This is a genomic window from Streptomyces sp. NPDC087263, from assembly GCF_044744645.1.
Taxonomy (GTDB): Bacteria; Actinomycetota; Actinomycetes; order Streptomycetales; family Streptomycetaceae; genus Streptomyces.
Map to the genome: position 1 here is coordinate 219810 of NZ_JBIUYT010000011.1, position 23923 is coordinate 243732.

The following is a 23923-nucleotide window of genomic DNA, read 5'->3' on the forward strand; positions in this document are numbered from 1 at the left end:
CTCCAGGTTCGCTCACGCGTCCCTTTATGCGTCCGCTTCCATGAGCATTTATGGACCATTTCCACGAGTTCTACGAGTTAGGCGTCCACTTCCACGAGCTGCTTCCCGCCGAAGGTCATGACCTCGAAGTGGTCGATCTCGTTCGGGGTGAAGGCCGCGCCGCCGTTCACGTAGAGCGGGGACTTGGCCTGTTCCGTCTTGGCACCGGGGAGGCCGTAACCCCACTCCGGGACCGACCAGGAGGTGACCGTCTCGCGTTCGCCGTTCTTCCCGACCGCGATCAGGGAGCACTTCTCCGGGCCCGCGACGTTCTTGAGCTCCAGGACGGCGTAGGTGCCATAGGGCTTGGACTCCATGGCGACCACGGCGGTGACCTTGGTGCTCGGGTCCGTGGCCGTGACCTTGTCGGTCAGGCCGTCGAAGGCTTCCTTGGCGGGGCTGGTGGCCACCGCCTCGGGTGTCGTGGTGCCGTCGCCGCCGCCGTTGACCGCGAACACGGTCAGCGGACCGGCGATGATCAGCGCGGCCGCGGCCGCCACCATGTAGAAACTCCGCCGACGCTTCAGGGCACGCCGCTCGGACACCTCGTCGACCAGCCGTACCGCGAGCTGCGAGCTCGGGCGTGCGGCGAGCGACTCACCGATCGCCGGGCTGCCCTGCGAGGCGGGCAGATCCGCGAGTGCGGCGAGCATCGGTTCCATCCCGGCGAGCTCGTCGAGCTGCTGGGCGCACCACTCACAACTCGCGAGATGGACTTCGAAGACGGTCGCCTCGGCGTCGTCGAGGATGCCGAGGGCGTATGCGCCGACGGTCTCGTGAATGTCACCGGGGTTCTGCTCTCCCCGTGCACCCTGCATGGCTCCCGGACCACCCGTTCCGTAACCCCCGTAGGTACTCATGCCGTCACCCCCCGCTCCTCCAGCGCCAGCTTCATCGACCGAAGGGCGTAGAAAACCCGGGATCGCACGGTGCCGCTGGGGATGCCGAGGGTCTCGGCCGCCTCATTGACCGTACGCCCCTTAAAGTATGTTTCGACCAGGACTTCCCTGTGAGCAGGGGTCAGGTCGTCCAGCGCGTCCGACAGTGTCATCAGCCACAACGCCTTGTCGATCTCGTCCTCCGCGGGGATGACCTCCAGCGGTGACGGGTCCACCTCCTGCGGCCGGGCCTGCCGACTGCGGTGTCCGTCGATAACGATGCGCCGTGCCACCGTCACCAGCCAGGGTCGTACCGAACCGGTTGCCCGATTGAGCTGCCCGGCATTCTTCCAGGCACGGATGAGTGTTTCCTGTACGACGTCCTCGGCGCGCTGCCGGTCGCCTGCGACCAGCCGCAGCACATAGGCAAGCAGGGGTCCCGCGTGTTCTCGATAGAGCGCGCGCATCAGTTCCTCGTCAGGCTCCGAGGACTGAGACGCGCGATGTCGTGCCCTTGGGGGGCGTTCATCAGCCACGGCGGAATCCTTGCGCACGCCTACCTCCGGTGTCACCGATTCGACCGGGGTCTCCCCGTCGATCGCTCACACCGGGGTACGGATATGGGCACGCGCGTGCTCAAAGGGGTCACACATATTTTCTGAGCCGGGTGTGAAGAAAGTCTCCCCGTTACGCCCTGCAATTCCCTGAACACTCCCGGCGTTCGTTTTTGCCGGTGATCGTGAAGGTCGGACCGGCCATGGTGAAGGTTCAGACCAATCATCGTGAAGGTTCAGGAGGTTCACGCGCGGGCGAGTGCCGCCCGCCTGCGATGCCGGGCCACGCGCTCCCGGTTGCCGCAGACCTCGCTGGAGCACCACCGTCTGCGCCGGCCGCGTGAGGTGTCGAGATAGACGATCGGGCAATTGTCGCCCTCACACTGGCGCAAACTCGCCCTCGCCGCCGGGTCCGTGAGGAGTTCGAGGGTGTCCCTGGCGACCAGGGAGAGCAACTCGGCGTGACCGGGCGGCGCGTGCAGCCGGGGGCGCAGCGAACCGTCGTCCGCGCGCATGGCCCAGGGCGCGGGCGGGGTGCCGAGCGCGACCGCGTTGACGCGGGCCAGGGCCACGTCGGCGGGCCGGGTGGCGAGTTCGCCGCGCACCAAACGGTCCACGTGCCCGCGCAGTTCACGGAAGCCGACGAGCCACGAGGAGTCGGCGCCCACCAGCGGCGTACCCGCGGGGACCAGCCCGGAGCGGGCGATCCAGGCGCGCAGCCGGTCCACCGAGTCGAGCCGTTCCTCGGGGTGGGTGGTCGCCAGGAGGTCCAGGCAGATCCGCCCGGAGTCGAACCGCAGCTCGTACGAGGCCGTGGCCATGCCCGATGCCATGTGCCTGTCACCGCCTAGGGGTTACCGCCATGAACCTTGGGAGAGTGCCTTGGGGACTGGGTACTGGGGACTGCAATTGGAGACTGGGGCCGTCTTGGGGACTGGACTGCCTCGGGGAGTTGATACCCCCACAGTGCATGCCCGCACCCCCGGCCGGAAGACCTTGTACCGTCTGCGCCCTGGACGTCCGCTTATGGGACCGCGCGGCTCGGCCATGTCGCGCGTGCCGTGGCGCCGGTTGACTGAAGGGCATGACAGACAACAGCACGGGGCGGCGCGGGAGCGCCGGAGGTGTACTGGTTGCGGCCACGGTCGCGATGGCCTGTTCGCCGGGGTCTTCTACATTTTCGCCTGCACCATCATGCCGTCGCTCTCCCGCAGCGACGACCGCGTCTTCATCGAGGTCATGCAGAACATCAACGACCAGATCCAGAACCCGGTGTTCTTCCTGAGCTTCCTGGGCGCACCGCTCCTCGCGGCGGTCGCCGCCTGGCAGTCGCGCAGGTCGCCGTACCGCTGGTGGGTGTTCGCGGGCTTCGCCGCGGTCGCGCTCGCCTTCCTCCTCACCGTCACCGTGAACATCCCGCTCAACAACGAGCTCGCGGACGCCGGCGATCCCGCGAGGATCGCCGACCCGGCCGCCGTACGCGAGGAGTTCGAGGACCCATGGGTGGCGTGGAACGTCGTACGAGCGCTGCTGTCGACGCTCGCGCTGTCCTGCCTGGCGCGTGCCCTGCTGCTGTACCGAGGGCCTCACATGTCGTACTTGGAGTCCGCGGCCGGGTCGAGGGCGAGCCGGTAGCCGCGCTTGACGACCGTCTGGATGAGCTTGGGCGCGCCGAGTGCCGTACGCAGCCGGGCCATCGCCGTCTCGACGGCGTGCTCGTCCCGTCCGGCGCCCGGCAGCGCGCGCAGCAGCTCGGCCCGGGCCACCACCCAGCCGGGCCGGCGCGACAGGGCGCGCAGCAGTGACATGCCGGCGGGCGGTACGGGCCGCAGCGTGTCGTCGACCACCACGGCGTGCCCGCGGATCTCGACCCGGTGGCCGGCGATGGGCAGCGTACGGGCCCGGCCGGGGAGTTCCTTGCACAGCACCTGTACGAGGGGGCCGAGCCGGAAGCGTTCGGGCTGGACCGTGTCGATGCCGTGGGCCTGCAACGGCAGCGCGGTGACCGGGCCGACGCAGACGGTCAGTACGTCGTGATGGAGGACGGCGAGCAGTTCGGGCAGCAGGCCGCGGACCTCCGCCCGGGACAGCAGGGACGCGGCGGCGGGCGCGCTGGTGAAGGTGATCGCGTCCAGGCCGCGGGTGATGGCCACGTCGAGGAGCCGGTCGAGGGGTGCGATGTCCTCGGGCGGCATCCACCGGTACACGGGGACGACGACGACATCGGCTCCGGCGGCCCGCAGCGACTCGACGAACCCGGGCAGGGGCTCGCCGTGCAGCTGGATGGCGATACGGCGGCCCTCGACGCCCTCCTCCAGCAGCCGGTCGAGCACTTCGGCCATGGATTCGGAGGAGGGGGACCAGTGCTCGGTCAGCCCCTGGGCCCGTATCGCGCCCTTGACCTTGGGGCCGCGGGCGAGCAGTTCGACACCGCGCAGCCGCGCGAGCAGGTCCTCCCCCATCCCCCAGCCGTCGGCGGCCTCGACCCAGCCCCGGAACCCGATGGCGGTCGTGGCGACCACCACGTCCGGTGCCTGGTCGATCAACTCCTTGGTGGCGGTGAGCAGTTCACTGTCGTCGGCGAGCTGCACGATACGCAGGGCGGGCGCATGTACGACCGAGGCGCCGCGCCGCTGGAGCAGCGTCCCGAGCTCGTCGGCCCGGCGGGCGGCCGTCACGCCCACGGTGAATCCGGCGAGGGGGCCGTGCGACGGGGCTTCCGGTTCTGCGAGGGGGCTGTGCGAGGGCGCTTCTGGTTCAGCAAGGGGGCCGCGCGAGGGAGCTTCTGGTCCTGGTCGCTGTTGTTCGTCGTACATGACTGTCGTCCCGGCTCTCGTCTTGCACTCGAGTCGTCGTGCACTCAGGGCTGGCGGGCTGGCCGTAACTGGCTCGCCTTACGGCTGACCGAGCCTGTCAACGCCCCGTGACAGGCCCGGTTCAGCCGCATGTCGCCGGTGTTACGTCACACCTCGACATAGCCGAGCTGGAGCTTCTCCTTCTTGGCCGGTACGGAAGCCTCCGCGGCGGCCGCCGGACGGTGAAGGTATACGGCCCAGGTGACCGCGAAGCAGAGCGCGTAGAAGGCGAGGAAGCCCACGAAGGCACCGGTGCCGGAACCGACGCTCAGGAAGGACTGCCGGAAGGCGAGGTTGATGCCGAGCCCGCCGAGCGCGCCCACCGCGCCGATGAGCCCCATGGCGGCGCCGGAGAGCCGACGGCCGTAGGCGGCCGCTTCCTCTCCGCTCAGCCCCTTGGCCACGGCCTTGGCCTGGAAGATGCCGGGGATCATCTTGTACGTCGACCCGTTGCCGAGGCCCGTCAGCACGAACAGAACGATGAACGCGGTGGTGAACAGCGCCAGCGACTCCTGCATGGAGGCGACGACGATGACCGCGGTCGCGGCGGCCATCCCGACGAAGTTCCACAGGGTGATCTTCGCGCCGCCGTAGCGGTCGGCGAGCCAGCCGCCGACGGGACGGATCAGCGAACCGAGCAGCGGCCCGATGAAGGTGACGTACGCGGACTCCAGCGGCGTACGCCCGAACTGTGTCTGGAGCACCAGACCGAACGCGAAGCTGTATCCGATGAAGGACCCGAATGTCCCGATGTAGAGGAAGGACATGATCCAGGTGTGCGGGTCGCGTACGGCTTCCTTCGCGGCGCCGGTGTCGTTCTTCACGGACGAGATGTTGTCCATGTAGCGGGCGCCGAGCACGGTGGCGACGACGATGAGCGGGATGTAGATGCCGAGCAGCACCCTCGGTCCGCCGCTCGCCCCGATGACCGCGAGCCCCACGAGCTGCACCACCGGCACGCCGATGTTGCCGCCGCCCGCGTTGAGCCCGAGGGCCCAGCCCTTCTTCCGCAGCGGGAAGAACGAGTTGATGTTCGTCATGGAGGAGGCGAAGTTGCCGCCTCCGACGCCCGCGAGCATCGCGCAGACCAGGAAGGTCCCGAACGACGTGCCCGGCTCCATCACGACGAACGCGGCGACGGTCGGCACCAGCAGCATGCTCGCCGCGATGATCGTCCAGTTCCGGCCGCCGAAGCGGGCGACGGCGAAGGTGTAGGGGACGCGCACGATCGCGCCGACCAGCGTCGCCATCGACACGATGAAGAACTTGTCCGCCGGGGTCAGCCCGTACTCCGGCCCCATGAAGAGCACCATCACCGACCACAGGGTCCAGATCGAGAACCCGATGTGCTCGGACAGCACGGAGAAGAAGAGGTTGCGGTGGGCGACCTTTGCGCCGCCCTCTTTCCAGAAGGTCTCGTCCTCGGGGTTCCACTGGTCGATCCAGTGGCCTTGCCGGCTCGGGGTGGGGGTGGGGGTTGCGGGCGGGGGTCCGGGACTTGGGGCTGGGGCTGGGGCTGTCATGACGCCTCCACGGTTCTCCGGTGCTCAGGTCTCGTACTTGGGGATGAGACCGAAGGTAGGGAGGGCGCGTTTCCACGCTGTGGCTGTGGGTGACCGGAAGGGAACGTTGCTCTCACTCTGGTGGGGGGCCGTCGGTGAGGTCGCCGTCAGGCTTCCGCGGGCCGGCGGGTGTCCGGTGCGGGGAGGCACCAGGGTATGTGGCTGCTGCTGGGGGGTGGGTGTAGGGATTGCGGCACGGATGGGGCTGCGATTGTCCGTACGGGGCGGGGCGGGCGTGTGGCGGGGGCGGGGCGGGGATCGGCTGGCCGGGGCCGACTGACCGTACCTCCGCGAGAGCGATGAACCGGACGTCATGGTGACAACAACCCTTGACTGCCTCCACACCCTGATACAAGGCATGAAAAACCCTCCCGGCCGTGGGCCACGCCTGACCAGTTGGAGACTTTTGGCCACCGGCTCGCGACCAGGCACCGAGGAAACAAGACAACACGGCACCCCCGGTAGCGGCACAGAGCTACCCATCACCGGCAACGCCGTCAGCCAACGCCCGCTCCCCCCTTGGCGAGGTCGCGGGTGCGCTGCGGGAGGCTCTTGTCGTAGGCCGGGTCACCGGTGCCGAGGACGTCGTTGGCGACGGTGCCGTAGCCGGAGAGGACCTGCTTCCAGATCCCGCTGACGAATCGAGGCCAGTGCTGCCCGACACTATAGGAAGCATAAACTTTGTAATATACGCTCGTAGTTGCATGCCCGGCCTCGGGTGTACTTTTTCGACCGATATTCAGTCAATGGGTTTGGAGACTGAGATGAGCGGCACCCTTTTTGGACGTGCTGGCGACGTGGTCGTTCGCAAGCTGTTGCGGTCGCCATTGCACGGACTGCTCAGCCAACGATTGCTGATCATCACTGTGACCGGCCGTAAGACCGGCCGTATTTATTCCAATCCGGTCGGGTACGCCCAGCATGACGGTGCCTTGTTGGTCGGCAGCGTCGCAGGCTGGCGACGCAACCTCCGTCCCGGCGAGCTAGTTCCGATCCGCCTGCGTGGAGTCGACGTACGGGCCGAAGCCGAGGTAATCACCGACGAGGAGCGTGCGGCCGAGTTCTATCGCGTGATCCTCCCCCGAAACCCCGTGCACGCTCGCTACGCCGGAATTCACATCGACCCGGACGGACAACCGAACCGTGCCGACCTTCGTCGCGCCTTGTCCGCAGGGGCTGCCGTCATCCGGCTGACCGTGCGCGACTGAGTGGCGGCTCGACCGGCGGCTGACAGCCCACCGCCGTAGACCTCGTCGGCCGCCACCCACGCGGCGCGGACGCCCGAGGTGTGCGCAGCCTCCAGCATGTCGCCGGCCGGCTGCAACTTGGTGGCGAACACCGTCTCGTCCGGTAACCCGGTCGGCGTGCGCCCTTCGTCATCAGCGGCCCAGCCCCGATGCAGGCGGCGGTCGGTCAGAGCGTGTCCGTCGGCGCTCGCGTAGGAGAGGTGGTGCACCGCGACCCGGCACAGTCCGATCCCGCCCAGCGCCCCAGGAGTACTGCCGGGCCTCCCTGCCCGGTTGTCCTGTCCCAACGTCAGCGGTTGACAGCCTGGATCTCCTGCACGACAACTTCCTGCTCCGCCCCGAACTCACCGTCCGGCAGCGGCTGATCCGCGTCGACGCCGGTGCCGGTCCAGTGGATCTTCCAGGTGATGGTCGCCCTCAGCTGGTACGAGTCGTCGCCCGAGGAACGCAGGTACTTCACCCCGCACGGCGGGGTCTCGTCCGCCTTGCCGGCCGCGTACGCCTCACCGATCGAGTCGTCACCATTGAGCGTGCACACCCCGGACGCCGGGTACGTCGTGGCATCGGCAGTCCCCGGCTCGATCTTCAGCGAGACCGGCTCCGCGACGGTCGTCGCGTTGATACCGAGCAACGGAACCGAAGCCGTGACCGACACCGTCTTGAACTCGGCTGTGTCCAGCCACGCCCACGTCGGCAGATTCACCTTGGTAGTGCCCTCGGGCGCCAGGGTCACCTTCGTCGAGGGCACGCGGATCTCGGCGTACGCCAACTGCGCCAGCATCTCCGGCGTAATCGCCTCCGGAATGGCCGCCGGCGGCGGATCACCGGTGTCCACCCAGAAGATGTCCGCGTCACAGTCGAGCGCACCCGGATCACCCTCGCGGCCCTCGGTCACATACGAGGACCACCAATAACCCTTACCGGCCTTCTCCTTGTTGAAGTCCGTGTACGGATTGCCCTCGACGTAGTGGTCACGCTGCTTCGCATCCCACTCATAACCCGTCGAATCAACCGCCCAGATCGGCTCCAGATACTTCTGCAACTGAGCAGGCGAGTACTTCGGCGCGTAATAACAGGCAGGCGGGGTCCATGTACTCGCGGTGGACGCCACCGGACCCGCCGACTCACCCGAACCATTCTTCGAACGGTCAAAGACAACGGCGCCCGCGGTCGCTGAGATGTTGCCCTTGTTGTCAGCGTTACCGGAAGGGCCAGTGGTGCCGGACCCCTGCCCCTCACCCGGCCCGTAAGCCACAGCGGTGCCGGGCAACGCCGCGGCACAGACGGAAATCATCAAACTCAAGGCCAAGGTGCGTCCCCATCCGCTCACGCGGCGCATGTCTTGTCTCCCCGTTTCGAGATCAGGTTGATGGCTTGCCAAACGCCCTGCTCGCTCTTCTCAAGGCGCGTGTTGTAGAGCACGTACGGGCTCTCGTCCGAGGGCGTCGTATCGACTTTGTTCGTCTTGCGGTTCTTGTTGAACCCCTTGCTCTCGTCAGCGCAGTAGACGACATCCGCCGACTTCTCACCGGACAAGGTGACTTTGGGTGCGTAGTAACGAGTCGTGCCAGTGAAGGACAGGTTGGCGTCCACATACGCCTGCACCCACTCCACCGCATCGGTCAACGCCTTGTCCCGGTAGTAGAAGGAAAGCCCCGTCGTACCGGCGTCGCCGCGCAAGATGGCGTCGTTCGTGGCGTCGATACGCCCGGCGGTGTCCGCCAGGACTGCGTCCTTGGTGTCGTCGCCGGTCTTCCAGTTCTCGTACTTGTCCGTGACGTCCGACGGCAACTCGATCTTCGGCCGATCAGCGGCCTGCGAGGCAGAGGCGCTCGGCGAAGCCGACGTCTCACCCCCCGTATCAGCCCCAGCGATCTTGTCGTTGTCCGCGGAGTCACCGTCACCGCCCCCGCACCCGGTCAGAACGAGGGCCGTGGCCGCAGCGAAGGCGGCCGTGGCGAGCAGGCGGGGACGGCGGTTCACGGCAGACTCCTGTGCGGGGTGGGGTTCGAGAGGGCAGCGATACGGTATCGGGGGCGTGCAGGGCGACACCAGAGCGAATTGCACCCAAGAGGGAACACACTCCGGACATAGCGGCACAGAGCGGCGCTGAATAGCGTTCCGGAACCTTCGATTGAGTGACCGTGGCGGGCGGGAAGGGTGACCTCGTTGGCCACCGCAAATTCCAGATCTGCGCCATGGCCCCTCTTCGTCTGCACCGCCCCGAGTCGGGCAGGACACTGAGTCATCCGTGGGTGTCACTCCTAGGGTCGCGTCAGCGAGGCGAGGGTGGGGCGCAGGGGCACCCATCCCGCCCCGCCCGACCCACCCTTCACCACACGCCGCCCACCCACAACCGCGTCAGATACTCAAGTACGTCCTCAAGTACGTACTCACATCAAGGCTTCCGCCGAGACCGGGAGGAGGAGGGGGAAGCCCCCCGCTTCGCGCCGGTCGGCCACAACCTGGGGCTCCGCTTCGCCGCGAGGTCCTCGATCCAGCCGACGGAGATGATCGCGAGGCCTATCAGGGGCCAGACCAGGACGAACATCCACAGCATGTACGTGGAGTCCAGCAGGCCGGTCGCTCCCTCGCTCTGCATGAAGGGCAGGTTGTACGCGAGGTCGATGATCGGGACCGTGGCCATGATGAGCATGTTGTGCCAGAGGTAGATCGTCACCGCGCGGTTGTTGGACAGAGTCACCAGTTTGTCCCACTTGGCCAGGCGGCCCGGCAACTCCTGCCACGACGGGGCGTACTGGAGCAGGATGACGACGAAGCCGAAGGACCAGGTCGCCTGGGCCAGCGGGATGTCGTTCAAGTCCCAGCCGTCCGGGCCCAGATGGCCCGACGCCCACCACAGGCCGAAGGCCATGAGCAGGGCCGAGCAGGAGATCGCGAGGTAGCGGGGAACCTTCGGCAGGACGCCCTCATGGTGGGCGAAGCCCAGGACCCAGCAGCCGCCGAAGACCGCGAAGTCCGAGACGGCGTTGCCCGTTTCGCCGGGGATCGACACCACGCCGGTGCCGACCACCGCGGTGAGAGCCAGGGGGGCGAGGAGCGTGGGCCAGGGTGCGCGACGGAACGCCCACAGCAGCAGCGGGGAGGCGATCACGAACCACAGGTACGCGCGGAGGTACCACAGCGGGCCCACTGCCTGGACAGCCCAAGTGTTCTCCAGCAGGCCGGACTTGGAGCCGATGCTCCAGGGGAACGGTGGGGCACCGATCGGGATGACGTAGTTGATCATCTCGACCAGGCCCCAGGTGCCGCCGTGGTCCGGGTCCTTCGACAGGTTCCAGCCGCCGGCGTACAGCAGGATCAGTACCACCGCACTGAACGCCCAGAGAGGCGGCAGCAGTCGGCGAATGCGGCCGCGGATCACACCCCACGCCGGGCGGCCCAGGGAGCGCGCCATCAGCGAACCCGCCAGCGCGAACATCACGCCCATGGAGGGGAAGAGGACAGTCAGCCACGCCCAGCCGAAGAGGTGGTACGCGATCACGCGGACCAGAGCGATCGTGCGCAGCATGTCCAAGTAGCGGTCGCGGCCCGGCCTCTTCACGGACGGAGCCACGTCCGCAACACCACTCGCGGCCGGCGCCTGCTCAGGCACCACCGCCCTCGCCGCCCCCAACGCCGGTGTCGTACCCGCCGTGTAGTCCTGCGCCGTCATCCGACCGGCCTCCGATCGTTCGAGGTCCGGTCACGCAAGTCCCGGTCCGGTTGTCGCGGGATCGATCCCGGTGCCTCCACCACACCCGTGCGCCGGAGCTTCTGCCAGCGCAGTCGGCCTCCGGTGAGCGCGGTGATCCAGGACTGGAGGAGAACGACGTACATCAACTGCCTGTAGAGGATCTGCTGGAGCGGAAGGGAGAGCAGGTGTGTCATGCGTTCCCGGTCGAGGCGGAAGGCGTACGCCGCGCACACCGCCTGGATCGCCAGGACGCCCAGCCAGGCCAGGATCGTCCTCTGTGTCGGGCCGAAGACCAGCCCGTAGAGGAGGAACACGTCGATCAGCGGGGCCAGGAGCGGGGCCAGGACCATGAAGAGGGACACCAGGGGGAGGCCCACTCGGCCGAAGCGACCCGACGGGCCTCGTTCGATGACCGCCCTGCGGTGCTTCCAGATCGCCTGCATCGTGCCGTACGACCAGCGGTAGCGCTGGGACCAGAGCTGCTGGACGGACTCCGGTGCCTCCGTCCACGCGCGTGCCTTCTCCGCGTAGACGACCCGCCAGCCGTCGCGGTGCATCGCCATGGTGATGTCGGTGTCCTCGGCGAGGGTGTCGTCGCTCATGCCGCCGACGCGTTCCAGCGCGGAGCGGCGGAAGGCCCCGACGGCGCCGGGGATCGTCGGCATGCAGCGCAGCATGTCGTACATCCGGCGGTCGAGGTTGAAGCCCATCACGTACTCGATGTGCTGCCAGGCGCCGATGAGGGAGTCGCGGTTGCCGACCTTCGCGTTGCCGGCGACGGCGCCGACGGTCGGGTCGGCGAAGGGCTGGACCAGCTCGCGTACCGTCGCCGGTTCGAAGACCGTGTCGCCGTCCATCATCACGATGAGCTCGCAACGGGCGTTGGCGATACCGCGGTTGAGGGCGGCGGGCTTGCCCGCGTTGAGCTGCCGTACGACGCGTACGTTCGGCAGGCGCAGGTCCTCGACGATGCGGGCCGTACCGTCACTTGAGCCGTCGTCGATGACGATGATCTCGATGGGGTGCTCGCTCGCCATCAGCGAATGCACCGTGTTTTCAATGCACTTGGCCTCGTTGTACGCCGGGACCAGCACCGACACCGGTTCGGTGATCGGTAGCGGACCCCAGCGGAAGCCGGTGCGCCGCACCCGGCGGGCGTGCAGGACGGAGAGCAGGAGCATCAGGCCGAAGCGGGTGAAGACCAGGACGCCGATGACGGCGATGCCGACGACGAGGGCGTCGGTGGTCCTCTCCGAGGCCTGGACCAGGTTGACCCAGGTCTTGCCCTTCCACAGGTCGAGTCCGGTGACCTTGGTGCTCGCGCTGGGGGCGTCGAGCGCCTCGGTGAGGTTCTCGAACTCGTAGCCACGGTGCTGGAGTTGGGGCAGGAACCTGTCGAGCGCCTGGACGGTCTGGTGGCGGTCGCCGCCGGAGTCGTGCATCAGGACGATCGCGCCCCGGCCGCGCTTGGGCGTGGCGTTCTCGATGATCGTGCGGACGCCGGGCTTCTTCCAGTCCTCGCTGTCGGTGTTGTTGAGGACGGTGATGTAGCCGCGGGTCCCTATGTACTTCGTCACCGGCCAGGACTTGTTGTCCATGGCGTCGGAGAAGGAGGAGTACGGGGGCCGGAAGAGCGACGTACGGATGCCCGCCGCGCCCGCCAGCGCCAGCTGGCTCTGGGAGAGCTCCCAGTCGATGCGCTTCGTGGACTGGTAGGAGAGGTCGGGGTGGTTGAAGGTGTGCAGGCCGACCTCGTGACCCTCGTCCACCATGCGCTGCACCAGCTCGGGGTAGCGCGAGGCCATGGTGCCGGTGACGAAGAAGACGGCGTGCGCATGGTGTTTCTTCAGGACGTCGAGGACTTTCGGCGTCCACTTCGGGTCCGGGCCGTCGTCGAAGGTGAGGACGAGACGGTGGTCCGGGACTCTCAGAGTCTCCGTACGGCCGCTTCGGGTGTCGATGACCGGGCCGCCGCTGAGGATCTTGTCGGGCACCTGGTCGTAGGACACCGGGGGGCGGACTCGGTGGTCGGCGAGGATCTCGCTGTGTGTGTAACCGCGCAGCATCAACATCGCCAGCAGGGCGACGAGGATGAGCGACGGCAGCAGATAGCGCATGGGCAGGCGTCGGCGCCCGGCGCTGGGTTCGGGTCGCCTCGCGCGGGGCGCGGAGGCGTGACGGCTGGTGCGGGATGCCATCAGAGGATGTTCTCCGGGGACGAGGAGCTGGTGGTGCTCGGCTCGGGCTCAAGGGTCGCTACGGGGTTCTGATCGACGGAGCCGCCGGCGACGCTTCCCGGGCCGCCTCCCGAACCGCCGCCCGGGCCGCCGCCGACGACCGGGCTGTCCGACGGCGTGGGGAATGTGGGGCTGACCGGAGGACTGGGGTCGGGAGGGGCGGTCGCCGTGGCGGTCGGATCGGGGTCCGGGCCCGGCGTGGTGCTGGTGCCCGGGTCCGGCTTGTCCGTGGCGGACACCGAGGGCTTCGGGTCCGTGGACGTGCCCGGGTTCGCGGCGCTTGCCGAGGCGTCCGGCGTCGGGCTGACGCCCGGCTCCGGCGTCGTACCGTCACTGGTCGTCGCAGTCGCGCCCGGCGAGACGTCGGCCGTGCCGGTCGGGCCGACCGTCTCGGCGGGCAACGGTGACGTGTCGACCTGGCCCGCCGGCTGATCCTCCTGCTGGCCCGGCATCGGGATCCAGGGCGCGTTCGAGTTGCCCGACAGGAGGGTGACGACGATGACGATGGCGTAGACGGCACAGGCCAGGCCCACGAGCATGCCGAGGCGGCGGTATCTCCGGCTGCGCCGGCCCGACGCGTCGACGAAGACCGGACCGTCCGAGCCCTCCTGGGCCGCCGGTTCGCCCTTGGCCTGCTGGACCAGCCAGTCCTCCAACTGACGTCCGGCGCCGTCAAGTTGGATCGTCACCTCGTGGGGATCATGGGTGTGGCCCGGTTCGTCGGGCTGCTCCCAGGAGGGGTGCGGGTACTCCGGAGCGGGGCCGCGCTGAGCACCCGACGACCGGGGCTCCGCCGCCGACTCCGGCTCCGAAGCCGGTCCCGACTCAGAGGCCGGTCCCGATCCACCATGTTCCGGTTCCGGTTCCGACCCGCGCTCCGCGCCGCTCGACCCCTGTCGTTGGATCAGCGGCCAGGACGAGGTTCTGCCACCGGCCTCCGGCCAGACCACCGGCCCGCCGGGCTCCGGTATAGAGGACTTGTCGGCGTCACGCGACTGCAACGGACCGTTTCCATTTCCATACGACTGGGACTGCGGTTGGGGCTGCGCCGGATCCACTCCACGCTCCTGCGGCTGTGACGGATCCGCTCCACGACCATTCGGCTGATCGACATCTCGTCCGACCGGTTGGGCGTCTTTCCGCCAGATTTCTACGTGCACGCGCATCCCCCCACGGGACAGTTACTGGGTGCGCACACGACTCCGGGCCTTGCTCGTTCGTCGTCCGGATCAGGCCCCCACCTGATCCAGCGCCCCCCATTACCACACTGCGCCCGGACACTGAATGTAGCGCACGCCAGTGACACACGTTGCTGGGTATCAGCTGGGACTCATCATGATGAGTGCATCTGTGGCCGGAATCCATACGTCCAAGGGATGCCGCAGCCATCCTTCCTCGCCCGCAAGTTCGACGGCCGCACGCCGGAGTGCGTCAATTCCTGGATGAACCAGCCCCTTGCGCCACACCAGAGACACCGGTGACAGGGGGACGGGGTCCACGAGGGGCTTAAGGACGGTTTCCGCCATGGCCGGAAAATCCACCACGACGAGGACCGGAGTCCGCGTCCTCGCCATGACCCGCCGGAACTCCTCCGCCCCGACGGCCACCGGAGCAGGTGGCGCGAGTGCGATGCCGCGTCCCTCGAACAGGTGGCGGGCCAGGTCGGTCCACTCCAAAGTCCGCGGATTTCCCGCACCGGCGTATACGGTCTCGCCCGCCAGAGCGGCGAGCGGCACCTCGTCCAGTGCGGCGAGGTGGTGATCCTCGGGCAGCACGACGGCCATCGGCTCGTACCGTACGGGCTGCTGCTCCAGCCGGGCCCGCAGCGCCGGGTCGAGCCCCGCGAACCGCCCGAACGACGCATCAAGACGGCCCGCGAGCATCTCCCCCGCCGCGCCGGTGAGCCCGCTCTCGAAGCGGGCCATCAGTTCGCTGCCGGGGGCGAGTTCGCGGGCTCGGTCGAGCACCCGGCCGGAGACCAGGCCCGGGGAGTTGACGTCGACGAGCAGGGGGCGTTCCCGCTGCCCCCGCGTGAACGCGGACAGCAGCTCGTCCTGCGCCTCCAACACACGCCGCGCGTACGGCAACAGCCGCTCACCGTCCGCCGTCAGCGCCACCTGCCGGGTCGTGCGTACGAAGAGATCGGCGCCCAACTCCCTTTCCAGGCGCCGGACGTCCCGGCTCAGGGCCTGCTGGGCGACGTAGAGACGGGAGGCGGCACGCGTGAAGTGCAGCTCTTCGGCGACGGCGAGAAAAGCGCGGAGGAGACGGGGATCAAGGATCGGTTGCTGAGCGGACACCACGCGAACTTACAACCCAGGTGCGTCAATCACCACGGAGTAGGTGTTGGACCCCGGGCACCGCCCGACGCGACGCTTGACCCATGCCGCCGCAACAGCCCTCCGAGCAGGCGCACTTGCCGCTCCTCACCGTCACCGCCGACACCCACGTCACCGTCACCACCGACACCCTCCCCACCGTCACCGCCGACACCCTCGCCGCCACCGACTTCCGCCCGCGCCGCAAGCAAGGACGCCAACCGGGCCCGTACCGCCGCCTCTTCAGCACTCCCGGCACCCGCGCCTTCACTCTCGGGAATCTCCTCGCCCGCCTCCCCATGGGCATGTTCAGTGTGAGCGCGGTCATCATGATCGCGGGGTCGCGGGGGTCCTACGCGCTCGCCGGTGCCGTGACCGCGACGGGTCTGGCGGCGACGGCGGCGGTCGCTCCCTGGACCGCGCGGCTCATCGACCGCCACGGTCAGGCGCGCGTTGCCGTGCCCGCGACGGCCTTCGCCCTCCTTGGCACCATCGCGCTGATGCTGTGCGTGCACCACGGAGCGCCCGACTGGACCCTGTTCGTCTCCTACGCCGCCACCGCCACGATTCCCAACACCGGCGGCATGTCACGCGCCCGCTGGGCCCACCTCCACAAGGGCGACGACAAGGCCCTGCACACCGCGAACTCCTTCGAACAGGCCGCGGACGAGCTGTGTTTCATGCTGGGTCCGGTCCTCGCGGCCTTCCTCTGCGGGACCTTGTTCCCGGAGGCGGGCACGTTGGTCGGGGGCGTCCTGATGATGACGGGCGTCCTGCTCTTCGCCGCCCAGCGCTCGACGGAACCGCCACCTCAGCGACGTACGAACACCAAGTCCCCTGTCCGGGCAACCGGAATGCCCCCGCTCCTCCTCGGATTCCTCGCCACCGGCGCGGTCTTCGGCTCGATGGAAGTCGTCACGCTCGCGTTCGCGGACGCGCGGGGCCATCAGTCGGCGGCGGGGGCGGTTCTCGCTCTCCAGGCCGCGGGCTCGTGCGTGGCAGGCCTGCTGTACGGGGCCCGTAAGCCGACCGGTCCCGCCGAACGGCGCTACGTGAGGTGCGTCGCCGTCATGGCAGCGCTGCTGACCCTCCCCCTGCTCGCCGCCTCCCTGACCGGCTCCCTCCTCGTTCTCGCCCCCGCCCTCCTCCTCGCCGGCATGGCGACCGCCCCAACCATGGTCACCGGCATGGCCCTCGTCCAACGCCGCACTCCCGAGGGCCGGTTGAACGAGGGCATGACCCTCGCGGTGACCGGCCTGCTCGGCGGGATCGCGTGCGGCGCGGCGGTCGGGGGGTGGGTGGTGGAGCGGGTGTCGGTGACGGCGGGGTACGGGGTTCCGGTTGCGGCGGCGGCACTGGCGGTGCTGATCGCCCTTCCGGCCGCGGCGTCCACGGCGTCCACGGCTTGACCGAACGCGCCGAAGCCCTTTCACCAAGGTCGCCTTCGAGTGCCTGCGCCGGATTCAGCCTCGCAGGTGCGCAGGTCGGCTGCGATGTTCTGCACACAGGAGAAGGACGGCGGCTACCCGCCGTAGGGTCCACCCCGGCCCGCGACCCACCAGTCGGTGAGGATCTGGGCCTTGTGGTCGAAGCGGCGGTCCAGGAGGGACATCGGCGCACGGAGCAGTATCCGGCGCCCGTCAGCCACCACCACGATGACCGTCCGGATCCCGGCGGTCTTCCGAATCTCCAGGCCGATGATGTCCCGCCACGCGATCTCGCGACGCCTGTTCCCCAGGACGACAAGCCAGTTGTGGGTGAGCTCGACTCCGTAGCGAGAAGGCAGGGCCGGAACGACCAGGCTCGCGATCACGACCGCGGAAAGGCAGGACCGCAGCTCCCCCGACGTCATGTACTCACCGGCGGTGACCACCAGGAGGACGTTCGCCAACGCGGTGCCGGCCAGCAGCCCGCCCAGAATGGGGGCAGCAACCTGCAGCGCCCCCAGTCGGAACGTCAGTGCCGGTCGTCCACCGGAGTCGCCTGGAGGAAAGGGACTCGCAGGGCCGCTCATGCGGATCACCTCTCTCGGAAATGGGGCATCAGGCCGCTACGGCGGCGTCGGCCGCCCGTACGGCCCGGCGGAGCCGGAACAGCAAGGTGAGCGTGCGGATCCGCCAAGCAGTGAAGGCGAGAATGACAACGCCGGTGACGGCCGGCCATTTCCAGGCGCCGGCGCCGTCCTGGGCAGCGGTGTGGGCGCCGGGCCCGTCGACGAGGGCGGCGAGCGAGGCGTCCGGGCGGGAGTCGAGGATGCCGTCGACGGCCACGCCGGCGATGTGGACGGTGCGGTCGTCGGCGTCGAACTGCCCTTCGCACGCCCAGCCTTCCGTCCACAGCTCGTCCCAGCCGCCTTCGGCGTGGTTGCAGTCGCTGACATGGATGGTTCCGGGGACGCCGGTCGATTCGGCGTAGGCCTGCATGCCGCCGTGGACGGCCAGGAAGAGGCCGACGACCAGCCCGAAGACGGCGAGGGATATCTCGCGGGGCAGCCGGGGCAGGAGATAGAGGAGGAACATGAGCCGGGTTTAGTACCTCTCGCCGCATGACAAAGGCCCCGCCGCTCGAAAGCGACGAGGCCTTGCCACTGTATTCATACAAAACACTGCATTCATACAAAACATGGGATGAGTGGAGATGGCGGGAATCGAACCCGCGTCCAACGGTGCAGAATCAGGGCTTCTCCGAGCGCAGTTCGCTGTGATTTTCTCGGCCCCGGCGATCTCGCGAACAAGTCTCCGACGGGCCCAGTCACTGTTTGATTTCCCACCGAACCCCGTGACCGGGCTCGGCGGTTTAGTTCCCTAGATTATGCCAGGATCCGGGTCGGGAACACTCCCGGGCTGACACCCTTTTAGGGTCCTTCAGTCGCTGTTATTAGGCAGCGAGGGCGAAGGACTGGGAATCGCTCTTTGAATTGGCGATTATTGGTTGCGACATATGGTTAACGAGATCATTGCCGCTTCCTCGGCTCGCTTCACCTGCTTCGACAGCCGCTGTCGAAACCGATCATCCCCATGTTGTTTTTTCAATGCGCGCACCCGCTATGAGGTGCAGGGTCCATCGTACGTGAACAACGCACGACGGCGCCAGCCGTATTCCCGCTCGCCCGACGCGCGCCTACTCGCTCCGCTGCTTCCGCTTGGCCGCCGCGATCGCGCGGTCCGACTCCCGCCGATCCTGCTTCTCGCGCAGGGTCTGCCGCTTGTCGTACTCCTTCTTGCCCCTGGCGAGCGCGATCTCGGCCTTCGCCCGGCCGTCCTTGAAGTACAGGGCGAGGGGCACGATCGTGTGACCCGTCTCCTCCGACTTCGACGCCAGCTTGTCGATCTCCTCGCGGTGCAGGAGCAGCTTGCGCTTGCGGCGCACGGTGTGGTTCGTCCAGGTGCCCTGGCTGTACTCGGGGATGTGGGCGTTGTGCAGCCACGCCTCGTTCCCGTCGATCTGGACGAAGCCGTCGGTCAGCGAGGCGCGGCCCTGCCTCAGCGACTTCACCTCGGTGCCGGTCAGGACGAGCCCGGCCTCGTAGGTGTCGACGATCGCGTAGTCGTGCCGTGCCTTCTTGTTCTGCGCGACGATCTTGCGCTTGCCGTCCTTGACCTTGCCGGATCCCGCCTGGCCGCCCTGCTTCGGCTGGGACTCCTTCGGTACGTACATTCCCTTGCTCATAGTGCTGGCCATTTTCGCACTACAGAGGGGCAGGAGGGAAAGCCGATTACCGGGCACCGTGCCGGTCGGCTATGAAGGGACGCCCTGTCGGATACGAAGGGTCGTCCTCGTCGGCTACGAAGGGTCGTCCTCGTGGGCTACGACAGGTCGCCCCGTCGACTACGACAGGTCGCCCCATCGACTACGAAGGGTCACCCGGCCGGCTTCGACAGGTCACCCGGTCGGGTCGTCCCGTCGGCTACGAAGGATCCCCGAGCCCGCTGAGCACGGTCTCGGCCCGCTCCAGTGCCTGCGCCTGCGCGTCCACGTCCAGGTCGGGAGTGATGCCCTGCCCGTCGACGCCGCGTCCGGAGGGGGTGCGGTAGTGCCCCACGGTCAGCTCGGCGACGGAGCCGTCGGGCAGTCGGCTGGGCATCTGGACCGAACCCTTGCCGAAGGTCTGGGAGCCCACGACGACCGCGCGGCCGCGGTCCTGGAGAGCGCCGGTGAGCAGCTCGGCCGCGCTCATCGTGCCGCCGTCGACGAGCACCACCAGAGGTCTACGGGTGTCCCCGCCGGGATCGGCGTGCAGGGCGCGCTGAGCACCGTCGACGTCGTACGTGGCGACAAGGCCGCCGTCGAGGAAGGCGGAGGCGGCGGCGACGGCCTCGGTCACCAGGCCGCCGGAGTTCCCGCGCAGGTCGAGGGCGATCCCGGAACCCTGGGGCGCGGCGGCGACGGCGGTCCGCACCAGATCGCCCGAGCCCTTGGTGAACGCGTCGACCTTGATCACGGTGACGCCGTCGGCGAGCTTGCGCACGGTCACCGAGTCCGTGGACAGCCGGGCCCGGCGCAGCGTCTCGCTCCACGCGCGCGTGCCCCGCTCCAGACCGAGCGAGACCTCCGTACCGGCGGCTGCGTCCTCCGCGTCGCCGCGCAGCAAGGAGACGACCTCTGTCACCGGACGGCCGTCGACCTTCGCACCGTCGACGCTGCGCAGCAGGTCGCCCTTGCGGATCCCGGCGACGGCCGCGGGCGAGCCGGCCTGCACCTGGGTCACTTCGATACGTCCGTCGCTCTCGCGCCTGGCCCACAGCCCGACGCCGGTGTACTGGCCGTCGAGGGCTTCCTCGAACTCCTCGTACTCGCCCTCGGAGTAGACCGCGCCCCAGCGGTCGCCGCTGCGGCTGACGGCACGCTCGGCGGCCTCCATGGGGGATTTCCCGGCGGCCATGGCCTCCTCGGCGGCCTCGGTGACGTCCTGCTGGTCGCTCGTGGACGTCGAGCGGTCCCCGGAAGAAGCCGCGGAGGGCTCGGCAGTGGATTTCCGGCCGGGGTCGGGGAAGGACCCGGTGGCCGCTCCGGCGACGAGGACGCTGGCGAAAAGCAATGTCAGGGCGGCCCCGCGGCGGATGCGGCGGGGCTCACAGAACAGGTCACGGCCTGACATGCCGGTGAGTCTAGGACAACGCGAAGGGCCGCACCGCCGGTTGGCAGTACGGCCCCCTTGTCATGCGTCACACCTTCAGGTACTTGCGCAACGCGAAGAAGGCGGCCAGCGCCGGCATCAGCAGACTCGTCGCGAGGATCAGCGGAAGCTTCGTGAGAACGGCGTCCCAGCCGATGAAGTTGATCAGATTCAGCTTCTCGGACAGTGCCAGACCGTGGTCGATGATGAAGTACCGCGCGATCACCAGGAAGCCGCACGCGACCGTGCCGCCGATGAGTCCCGCGACGGCCGCCTCCATGATGAACGGCGCCTGGATGTAGAAGCCCGAGGCGCCGACCAGGCGCATGATCCCGGTCTCACGCCGTCGGCTGAACGCCGAGACGCGCACCGTGTTGACGATCAGCATCAGCGCGACGACGAGCATCATCGCCATGACCGCGCGGGCGGCCCAGTTCATGCCGTTGAGCAGCCCGAAGAGGTTGTCCAGGATGCCCTTCTGGTCCTGCACGGACTGCACGCCGTCACGCCCGTCGAAGGCGGTCGCGATGACCTGGTACTTCTCCGGGTCCTTCAGCTTGATCCGGTACGACTCCTGCATCTGGTCCGGTGTGAGGGACGCGGCCAGCGGGGAGTCGCCGAACTGCTCCTTGTAGTGCTTGTAGGCCTGGTCCGCCGACTCGTAGGTGACCGAGTCGACGACCGTGGACTTGTCCAGGTCGCCGAGGATCTCCTTCTTCTGGTCGGCCGTGACCGCGCCCTTGGCGCAGTTGGGGTCGGACTCCGCGTCGCTCTTGTTGCAGAGGAAGATCGAGACGTTGACCTTGTCGTACCAGTAGCCCTTCATGGTGCTCACCTGGTCGCTCATCAGGAGTGAGCCGCCGAACAGGGCGAGCGAGAGGGCGACCGACACGACGACCGCGAAGGTCATGGTCAGGTTTCGGCGGAGACCGACTCCGATCTCCGACAAGACGAACTGGGCGCGCATGGCGTCTACTCAGGCCTTTCCATGGACAGGTGCGGGAGTGTCGCGGTCAGTGCTGGTAGCCGTAGACGCCGCGCGCCTGGTCGCGGACGAGACGGCCCCCCTCCAGCTCGATGACGCGCTTGCGCATCTGGTCCACGATGTTCTGGTCGTGTGTCGCCATCAGCACGGTCGTGCCCGTCCGGTTGATGCGGTCGAGCAGCTTCATGATGCCGACGGAGGTCTGCGGGTCGAGGTTTCCGGTCGGCTCGTCGGCGATGAGCAGCTTGGGCCGGTTCACGAACGCCCTCGCGATCGCGACGCGCTGCTGTTCACCACCGGACAGCTCACCGGGCATCCGCTCCTCCTTGCCGCCGAGGCCGACGAGGTCGAGCACCTGGGGCACGGACTTGCGGATCTCACCGCGCGACTTGCCGATGACCTCCTGCGCGAAGGCGACGTTCTCGGCGACCGTCTTGTTCGGCAGCAGCCGGAAGTCCTGGAACACGGTTCCCAGCTGGCGGCGCATCTGCGGCACCTTCCAGTTGGAGAGGCGCGCGAGGTCTTTGCCCAGGACGTGCACCTGGCCGTGGCTGGTCCGCTCCTCGCGGAGGATCAGCCGCAGGAAGGTGGACTTTCCGGAGCCGGAGGACCCCACGAGGAACACGAACTCGCCGCGCTCGACCTCAAGAGAGACATCCCTGAGAGCGGGACGGGTCTGCTTGGGGTAGACCTTGGAGACATTGTCGAATCGGATCACGGATGCACCACGGGTCGCCGGGGGTAGATGTGCGTGACCATACGCGAACCGGATGGGCGAGCGCAGTCGCCGGTCGCGGTTGCGTGTGGGTTGTGCGTTTTTGTGTGGGTCGTGAAGGCGCCCCGCCATGAAAACGCCGCGTCACGGGGGCGCCCCATGGGGGCGCGGGGAACTGCGCGAGCAACCACGACGCACCCGCAGCCGCGGGACAAAACGTCAGCCACCCCGACGAGAGCGACGGCCTAACCAGCGGAGCGTCGGGGCAGGATAAGGGGAACCGAGCCGAAATCCACGGAACCTGGCACAGTGGAGGGGGAACGGTTGCGTTCCCCGCAGCGTTATGTCAGCGGAGAGCCGGCGCAAGGAGGGCAAGCGCATGACGTACGACCGACTGGTGTGCGCGAACTGCGCGGGGCCTGTGAGCGAGGGTCGCTGCCGCGTCTGCCGCGCGAACCGGGAGCGACTCCAGCAGGAGAGCCCGTTCGCCGGTCTGAACCCCATGGCACTGATTTCACTGCTGGCCGTGCTGGTCGCGGCACTGGTACTGGTGGCCCACCAGACGGTGTGAGACCCACGAATTCCGGCGTTACGGCGGCCACCGCGCCCCATGTCCGAAGGACGCCCGGAGTCGCCCGCCGGCACCGCGGCCCGGAGAGCTGACGTGAGACCGGACTGAACATGAGAAGGGCCCGGAGCATGACGCTCCGGGCCCTCCTTCATGCACGTGTGCGTCAGGCGACTGCGCCGCCGCGGCCGCCCATGAGGCGCGGCAGCAGACGGAAGCCGATACCGCCGGCGATCATCGTGGCCGCGCCGATCACCAGGAAGGTGGTCTCCGCGGCACCGGTCTCGGCGAGCTCGCCGCCCGAGCCCTGGGCCGAGGTGTCGGAGCCGGTGTCGGTCAGGGACGAGGAACCCTCGCCCTGCTCGACGGGGTTGTTGCCACCGTCGGTGTCGGTGCCACCGGTCGAGGAACCACCGGTCGAGTCGTCGCCACCGGACGTACCGCCCGTGGTGTCACCACCAGTCGTGCCACCAGTCGTGTCGTCGCCACCGGACGTACCGCCCGTGGTGTCACCACCAGTCGTACCGCCGGTCGTGTCGCCACCACCGGACGTACCGCCCGTGGTGTCACCACCCGTGGTGTCACCACCCGTGGTGTCACCGCCGGTCGTCTCGCCGGTCGTCGCACCACCGGTGGTGTCACCGCCGGTCGTCTCACCACCAGTCGTCTCACCGGTCGTCGCACCACCGGTGGTCTCGCCGCCGGTCGTCTCACCGCCGGTCGTCTCACCACCAGTCGTCTCACCAGTGGTCGCACCAACCGTGGTGTCACCACCACCGGTCGTGTCGCCGGTCGTCGCACCGACCGTGGTGTCACCGCCGGTCGTCGCGCCACCGTCGTCACCGGTGCCGCCGTCGCCCACGCTGACACTGATCGGCCCTGCTTCGATGCCGACGTCCAGAGCCGAAGCGGCTCCCGCGGCGGTCAGCGAGGCGCCGGCGGCGATCACGGCACCAGCGGCTATCCGTGCCACACGGATCCGCGTCTTCTTGGTCATCTGCTTGCTACCCCCAGTAGCTCATCGTGAGTGGAGCAGCGCAACGGGGCCATGGCGTCACAGGAGGCCTTACTCAAGCCCCCCGGTTCACATGCGCCCCAGAGATACGCATGCCTCGCGTTACCATCCCCACTTTTCAAAGCAACGTCAAGGTC

At 68.3% G+C, this 23923-nt stretch carries 23 protein-coding genes and 1 other RNA gene; 4 read left to right on the forward strand and 20 right to left on the reverse strand.

Going from position 1 to position 23923, the window contains the following annotated elements; translation table 11 throughout:
* Positions 1-77: 77 nt before the first annotated feature.
* The 3 genes from ACIPC1_RS32265 to ACIPC1_RS32275 form a co-directional block, all read right to left on the reverse strand.
* On the reverse strand, positions 78-899 hold the full coding sequence (locus ACIPC1_RS32265; protein ID WP_402523385.1) for a zf-HC2 domain-containing protein: 822 nt from the start codon (positions 897-899) through the stop codon (positions 78-80).
* Positions 896-1471 (reverse strand): sigma-70 family RNA polymerase sigma factor, encoded by a 576-nt coding sequence (locus tag ACIPC1_RS32270; protein WP_266460930.1) that lies wholly within the window; start codon positions 1469-1471, stop codon positions 896-898. The genes ACIPC1_RS32265 and ACIPC1_RS32270 overlap by 4 nt, the downstream gene beginning before the upstream one ends.
* 245 nt (positions 1472-1716) lie before the next feature.
* Positions 1717-2304 (reverse strand): CGNR zinc finger domain-containing protein, encoded by a 588-nt coding sequence (locus tag ACIPC1_RS32275; RefSeq protein WP_402523389.1) that lies wholly within the window; start codon positions 2302-2304, stop codon positions 1717-1719.
* A 361-nt stretch (positions 2305-2665) separates the two neighbouring features.
* On the opposite strand from ACIPC1_RS32275, the gene ACIPC1_RS32280 reads away from it, so the two are divergent.
* Entirely contained in the window at positions 2666-3106 is a 441-nt protein-coding gene (locus tag ACIPC1_RS32280) for a DUF1772 domain-containing protein (protein ID WP_402523391.1), read from the forward strand.
* Here the strand turns inward: ACIPC1_RS32280 and ACIPC1_RS32285 are convergent.
* Both ACIPC1_RS32285 and ACIPC1_RS32290 read right to left on the reverse strand, forming a co-directional pair.
* Positions 3058-4287: a uroporphyrinogen-III synthase gene (locus ACIPC1_RS32285; RefSeq protein WP_402523394.1), complete on the reverse strand. Its 1230-nt coding sequence runs from the start codon at positions 4285-4287 to the stop codon at positions 3058-3060. The two genes, ACIPC1_RS32280 and ACIPC1_RS32285, sit on opposite strands and share 49 nt — an antisense overlap.
* Positions 4288-4433: 146 nt before the next feature.
* Positions 4434-5849, reverse strand: a complete 1416-nt coding sequence (locus ACIPC1_RS32290) for a nitrate/nitrite transporter (protein WP_402523396.1) — start codon at positions 5847-5849, stop codon at positions 4434-4436.
* 803 nt (positions 5850-6652) lie between these two features.
* Between ACIPC1_RS32290 and ACIPC1_RS32295 the strand changes: the two genes are divergently transcribed.
* The gene (locus ACIPC1_RS32295; protein ID WP_402523399.1) at positions 6653-7096 is read left to right on the forward strand and encodes a nitroreductase family deazaflavin-dependent oxidoreductase; all 444 of its coding nucleotides are present in this window, start codon (positions 6653-6655) and stop codon (positions 7094-7096) included.
* Here the strand turns inward: ACIPC1_RS32295 and ACIPC1_RS32300 are convergent.
* The 7 genes from ACIPC1_RS32300 to ACIPC1_RS32330 form a co-directional block, all read right to left on the reverse strand.
* On the reverse strand, positions 7003-7344 hold the full coding sequence (locus tag ACIPC1_RS32300; protein WP_402523553.1) for a transposase: 342 nt from the start codon (positions 7342-7344) through the stop codon (positions 7003-7005). The genes ACIPC1_RS32295 and ACIPC1_RS32300 overlap by 94 nt on opposite strands.
* Before the next feature lie 80 nt (positions 7345-7424).
* The gene (locus ACIPC1_RS32305) at positions 7425-8474 is read right to left on the reverse strand and encodes a hypothetical protein (RefSeq protein WP_402523401.1); all 1050 of its coding nucleotides are present in this window, start codon (positions 8472-8474) and stop codon (positions 7425-7427) included.
* Entirely contained in the window at positions 8462-9118 is a 657-nt protein-coding gene (locus ACIPC1_RS32310) for a hypothetical protein (protein WP_402523403.1), read from the reverse strand. The genes ACIPC1_RS32305 and ACIPC1_RS32310 overlap by 13 nt, the downstream gene beginning before the upstream one ends.
* Before the next feature lie 415 nt (positions 9119-9533).
* Positions 9534-10811, reverse strand: a complete 1278-nt coding sequence (locus ACIPC1_RS32315; protein ID WP_402523405.1) for an acyltransferase — start codon at positions 10809-10811, stop codon at positions 9534-9536.
* Positions 10808-13030, reverse strand: a complete 2223-nt coding sequence (locus ACIPC1_RS32320; protein ID WP_402523407.1) for a glycosyltransferase — start codon at positions 13028-13030, stop codon at positions 10808-10810. The genes ACIPC1_RS32315 and ACIPC1_RS32320 overlap by 4 nt, the downstream gene beginning before the upstream one ends.
* Complete coding sequence (locus ACIPC1_RS32325) at positions 13030-13758, reverse strand: hypothetical protein (RefSeq protein WP_402523410.1); 729 nt, start codon at positions 13756-13758, stop codon at positions 13030-13032. The genes ACIPC1_RS32320 and ACIPC1_RS32325 overlap by 1 nt, the downstream gene beginning before the upstream one ends.
* A gap of 630 nt (positions 13759-14388) precedes the next feature.
* Complete coding sequence (locus ACIPC1_RS32330) at positions 14389-15369, reverse strand: LysR family transcriptional regulator (RefSeq protein WP_402523412.1); 981 nt, start codon at positions 15367-15369, stop codon at positions 14389-14391.
* A gap of 83 nt (positions 15370-15452) precedes the next feature.
* Here ACIPC1_RS32330 and ACIPC1_RS32335 point away from each other — a divergent pair, with 83 nt between their 5' ends.
* The gene (locus ACIPC1_RS32335; protein WP_402523414.1) at positions 15453-16796 is read left to right on the forward strand and encodes an MFS transporter; all 1344 of its coding nucleotides are present in this window, start codon (positions 15453-15455) and stop codon (positions 16794-16796) included.
* 113 nt (positions 16797-16909) lie between these two features.
* Here the strand turns inward: ACIPC1_RS32335 and ACIPC1_RS32340 are convergent, their stop codons facing one another.
* From ACIPC1_RS32340 to ftsE, 7 genes are all read right to left on the reverse strand, one after another.
* The gene (locus ACIPC1_RS32340; protein WP_402523417.1) at positions 16910-17401 is read right to left on the reverse strand and encodes a hypothetical protein; all 492 of its coding nucleotides are present in this window, start codon (positions 17399-17401) and stop codon (positions 16910-16912) included.
* A 28-nt stretch (positions 17402-17429) separates the two neighbouring features.
* Positions 17430-17906, reverse strand: coding sequence for a hypothetical protein (locus ACIPC1_RS32345; protein ID WP_402523419.1), 477 nt, complete (start codon positions 17904-17906; stop codon positions 17430-17432).
* A 110-nt stretch (positions 17907-18016) separates the two neighbouring features.
* Positions 18017-18404, reverse strand: a transfer-messenger RNA (tmRNA) gene (gene ssrA / locus ACIPC1_RS32350).
* 103 nt (positions 18405-18507) lie between these two features.
* Positions 18508-19056, reverse strand: a complete 549-nt coding sequence (smpB, locus tag ACIPC1_RS32355; protein WP_384376085.1) for an SsrA-binding protein SmpB — start codon at positions 19054-19056, stop codon at positions 18508-18510.
* Between the two features lie 238 nt (positions 19057-19294).
* Complete coding sequence (locus ACIPC1_RS32360; RefSeq protein WP_402523421.1) at positions 19295-20485, reverse strand: S41 family peptidase; 1191 nt, start codon at positions 20483-20485, stop codon at positions 19295-19297.
* Positions 20486-20552: 67 nt separating this feature from the next.
* Positions 20553-21470: a permease-like cell division protein FtsX gene (gene ftsX, locus ACIPC1_RS32365; RefSeq protein WP_384375454.1), complete on the reverse strand. Its 918-nt coding sequence runs from the start codon at positions 21468-21470 to the stop codon at positions 20553-20555.
* A gap of 46 nt (positions 21471-21516) precedes the next feature.
* A complete protein-coding gene (gene ftsE, locus ACIPC1_RS32370; RefSeq protein ID WP_384375451.1) occupies positions 21517-22206 on the reverse strand; it encodes a cell division ATP-binding protein FtsE in 690 nt (229 codons plus the stop codon).
* A 376-nt stretch (positions 22207-22582) separates the two neighbouring features.
* Between ftsE and ACIPC1_RS32375 the strand changes: the two genes are divergently transcribed.
* Entirely contained in the window at positions 22583-22774 is a 192-nt protein-coding gene (locus tag ACIPC1_RS32375; protein WP_402523424.1) for a hypothetical protein, read from the forward strand.
* Positions 22775-22937: 163 nt separating this feature from the next.
* Here the strand turns inward: ACIPC1_RS32375 and ACIPC1_RS32380 are convergent, their stop codons facing one another.
* Positions 22938-23768 carry a hypothetical protein gene (locus tag ACIPC1_RS32380; RefSeq protein ID WP_402523426.1) on the reverse strand — a complete coding sequence of 277 codons (831 nt, stop codon included), beginning with the start codon at positions 23766-23768 and terminating at the stop codon, positions 22938-22940.
* Between the last annotated feature and the right edge of the window lie 155 nt (positions 23769-23923).

Bases quoted from the DNA above. Each gene is read 5' to 3' on its own strand.
- ftsX (WP_384375454.1), bottom strand. From the start codon at position 21,470: ATGCGCGCCCAGTTCGTCTTGTCGGAGATCGGAGTCGGTCTCCGCCGA.
- ACIPC1_RS32275 (WP_402523389.1), bottom strand. From the start codon at position 2,304: ATGGCATCGGGCATGGCCACGGCCTCGTACGAGCTGCGGTTCGACTCC.
- ACIPC1_RS32285 (WP_402523394.1), bottom strand. From the start codon at position 4,287: ATGTACGACGAACAACAGCGACCAGGACCAGAAGCTCCCTCGCGCGGC.
- ACIPC1_RS32360 (WP_402523421.1), bottom strand. From the start codon at position 20,485: ATGTCAGGCCGTGACCTGTTCTGTGAGCCCCGCCGCATCCGCCGCGGG.
- smpB (WP_384376085.1), bottom strand. From the start codon at position 19,056: ATGAGCAAGGGAATGTACGTACCGAAGGAGTCCCAGCCGAAGCAGGGC.
- ACIPC1_RS32305 (WP_402523401.1), bottom strand. From the start codon at position 8,474: ATGCGCCGCGTGAGCGGATGGGGACGCACCTTGGCCTTGAGTTTGATG.
- ACIPC1_RS32315 (WP_402523405.1), bottom strand. From the start codon at position 10,811: ATGACGGCGCAGGACTACACGGCGGGTACGACACCGGCGTTGGGGGCG.
- ACIPC1_RS32335 (WP_402523414.1), top strand. From the start codon at position 15,453: ATGCCGCCGCAACAGCCCTCCGAGCAGGCGCACTTGCCGCTCCTCACC.
- ACIPC1_RS32320 (WP_402523407.1), bottom strand. From the start codon at position 13,030: ATGGCATCCCGCACCAGCCGTCACGCCTCCGCGCCCCGCGCGAGGCGA.
- ACIPC1_RS32375 (WP_402523424.1), top strand. From the start codon at position 22,583: ATGACGTACGACCGACTGGTGTGCGCGAACTGCGCGGGGCCTGTGAGC.
- ACIPC1_RS32265 (WP_402523385.1), bottom strand. From the start codon at position 899: ATGAGTACCTACGGGGGTTACGGAACGGGTGGTCCGGGAGCCATGCAG.
- ACIPC1_RS32345 (WP_402523419.1), bottom strand. From the start codon at position 17,906: ATGTTCCTCCTCTATCTCCTGCCCCGGCTGCCCCGCGAGATATCCCTC.
- ACIPC1_RS32340 (WP_402523417.1), bottom strand. From the start codon at position 17,401: ATGAGCGGCCCTGCGAGTCCCTTTCCTCCAGGCGACTCCGGTGGACGA.
- ACIPC1_RS32290 (WP_402523396.1), bottom strand. From the start codon at position 5,849: ATGACAGCCCCAGCCCCAGCCCCAAGTCCCGGACCCCCGCCCGCAACC.
- ACIPC1_RS32280 (WP_402523391.1), top strand. From the start codon at position 2,666: ATGCCGTCGCTCTCCCGCAGCGACGACCGCGTCTTCATCGAGGTCATG.
- ACIPC1_RS32380 (WP_402523426.1), bottom strand. From the start codon at position 23,768: ATGACCAAGAAGACGCGGATCCGTGTGGCACGGATAGCCGCTGGTGCC.
- ACIPC1_RS32295 (WP_402523399.1), top strand. From the start codon at position 6,653: ATGAGCGGCACCCTTTTTGGACGTGCTGGCGACGTGGTCGTTCGCAAG.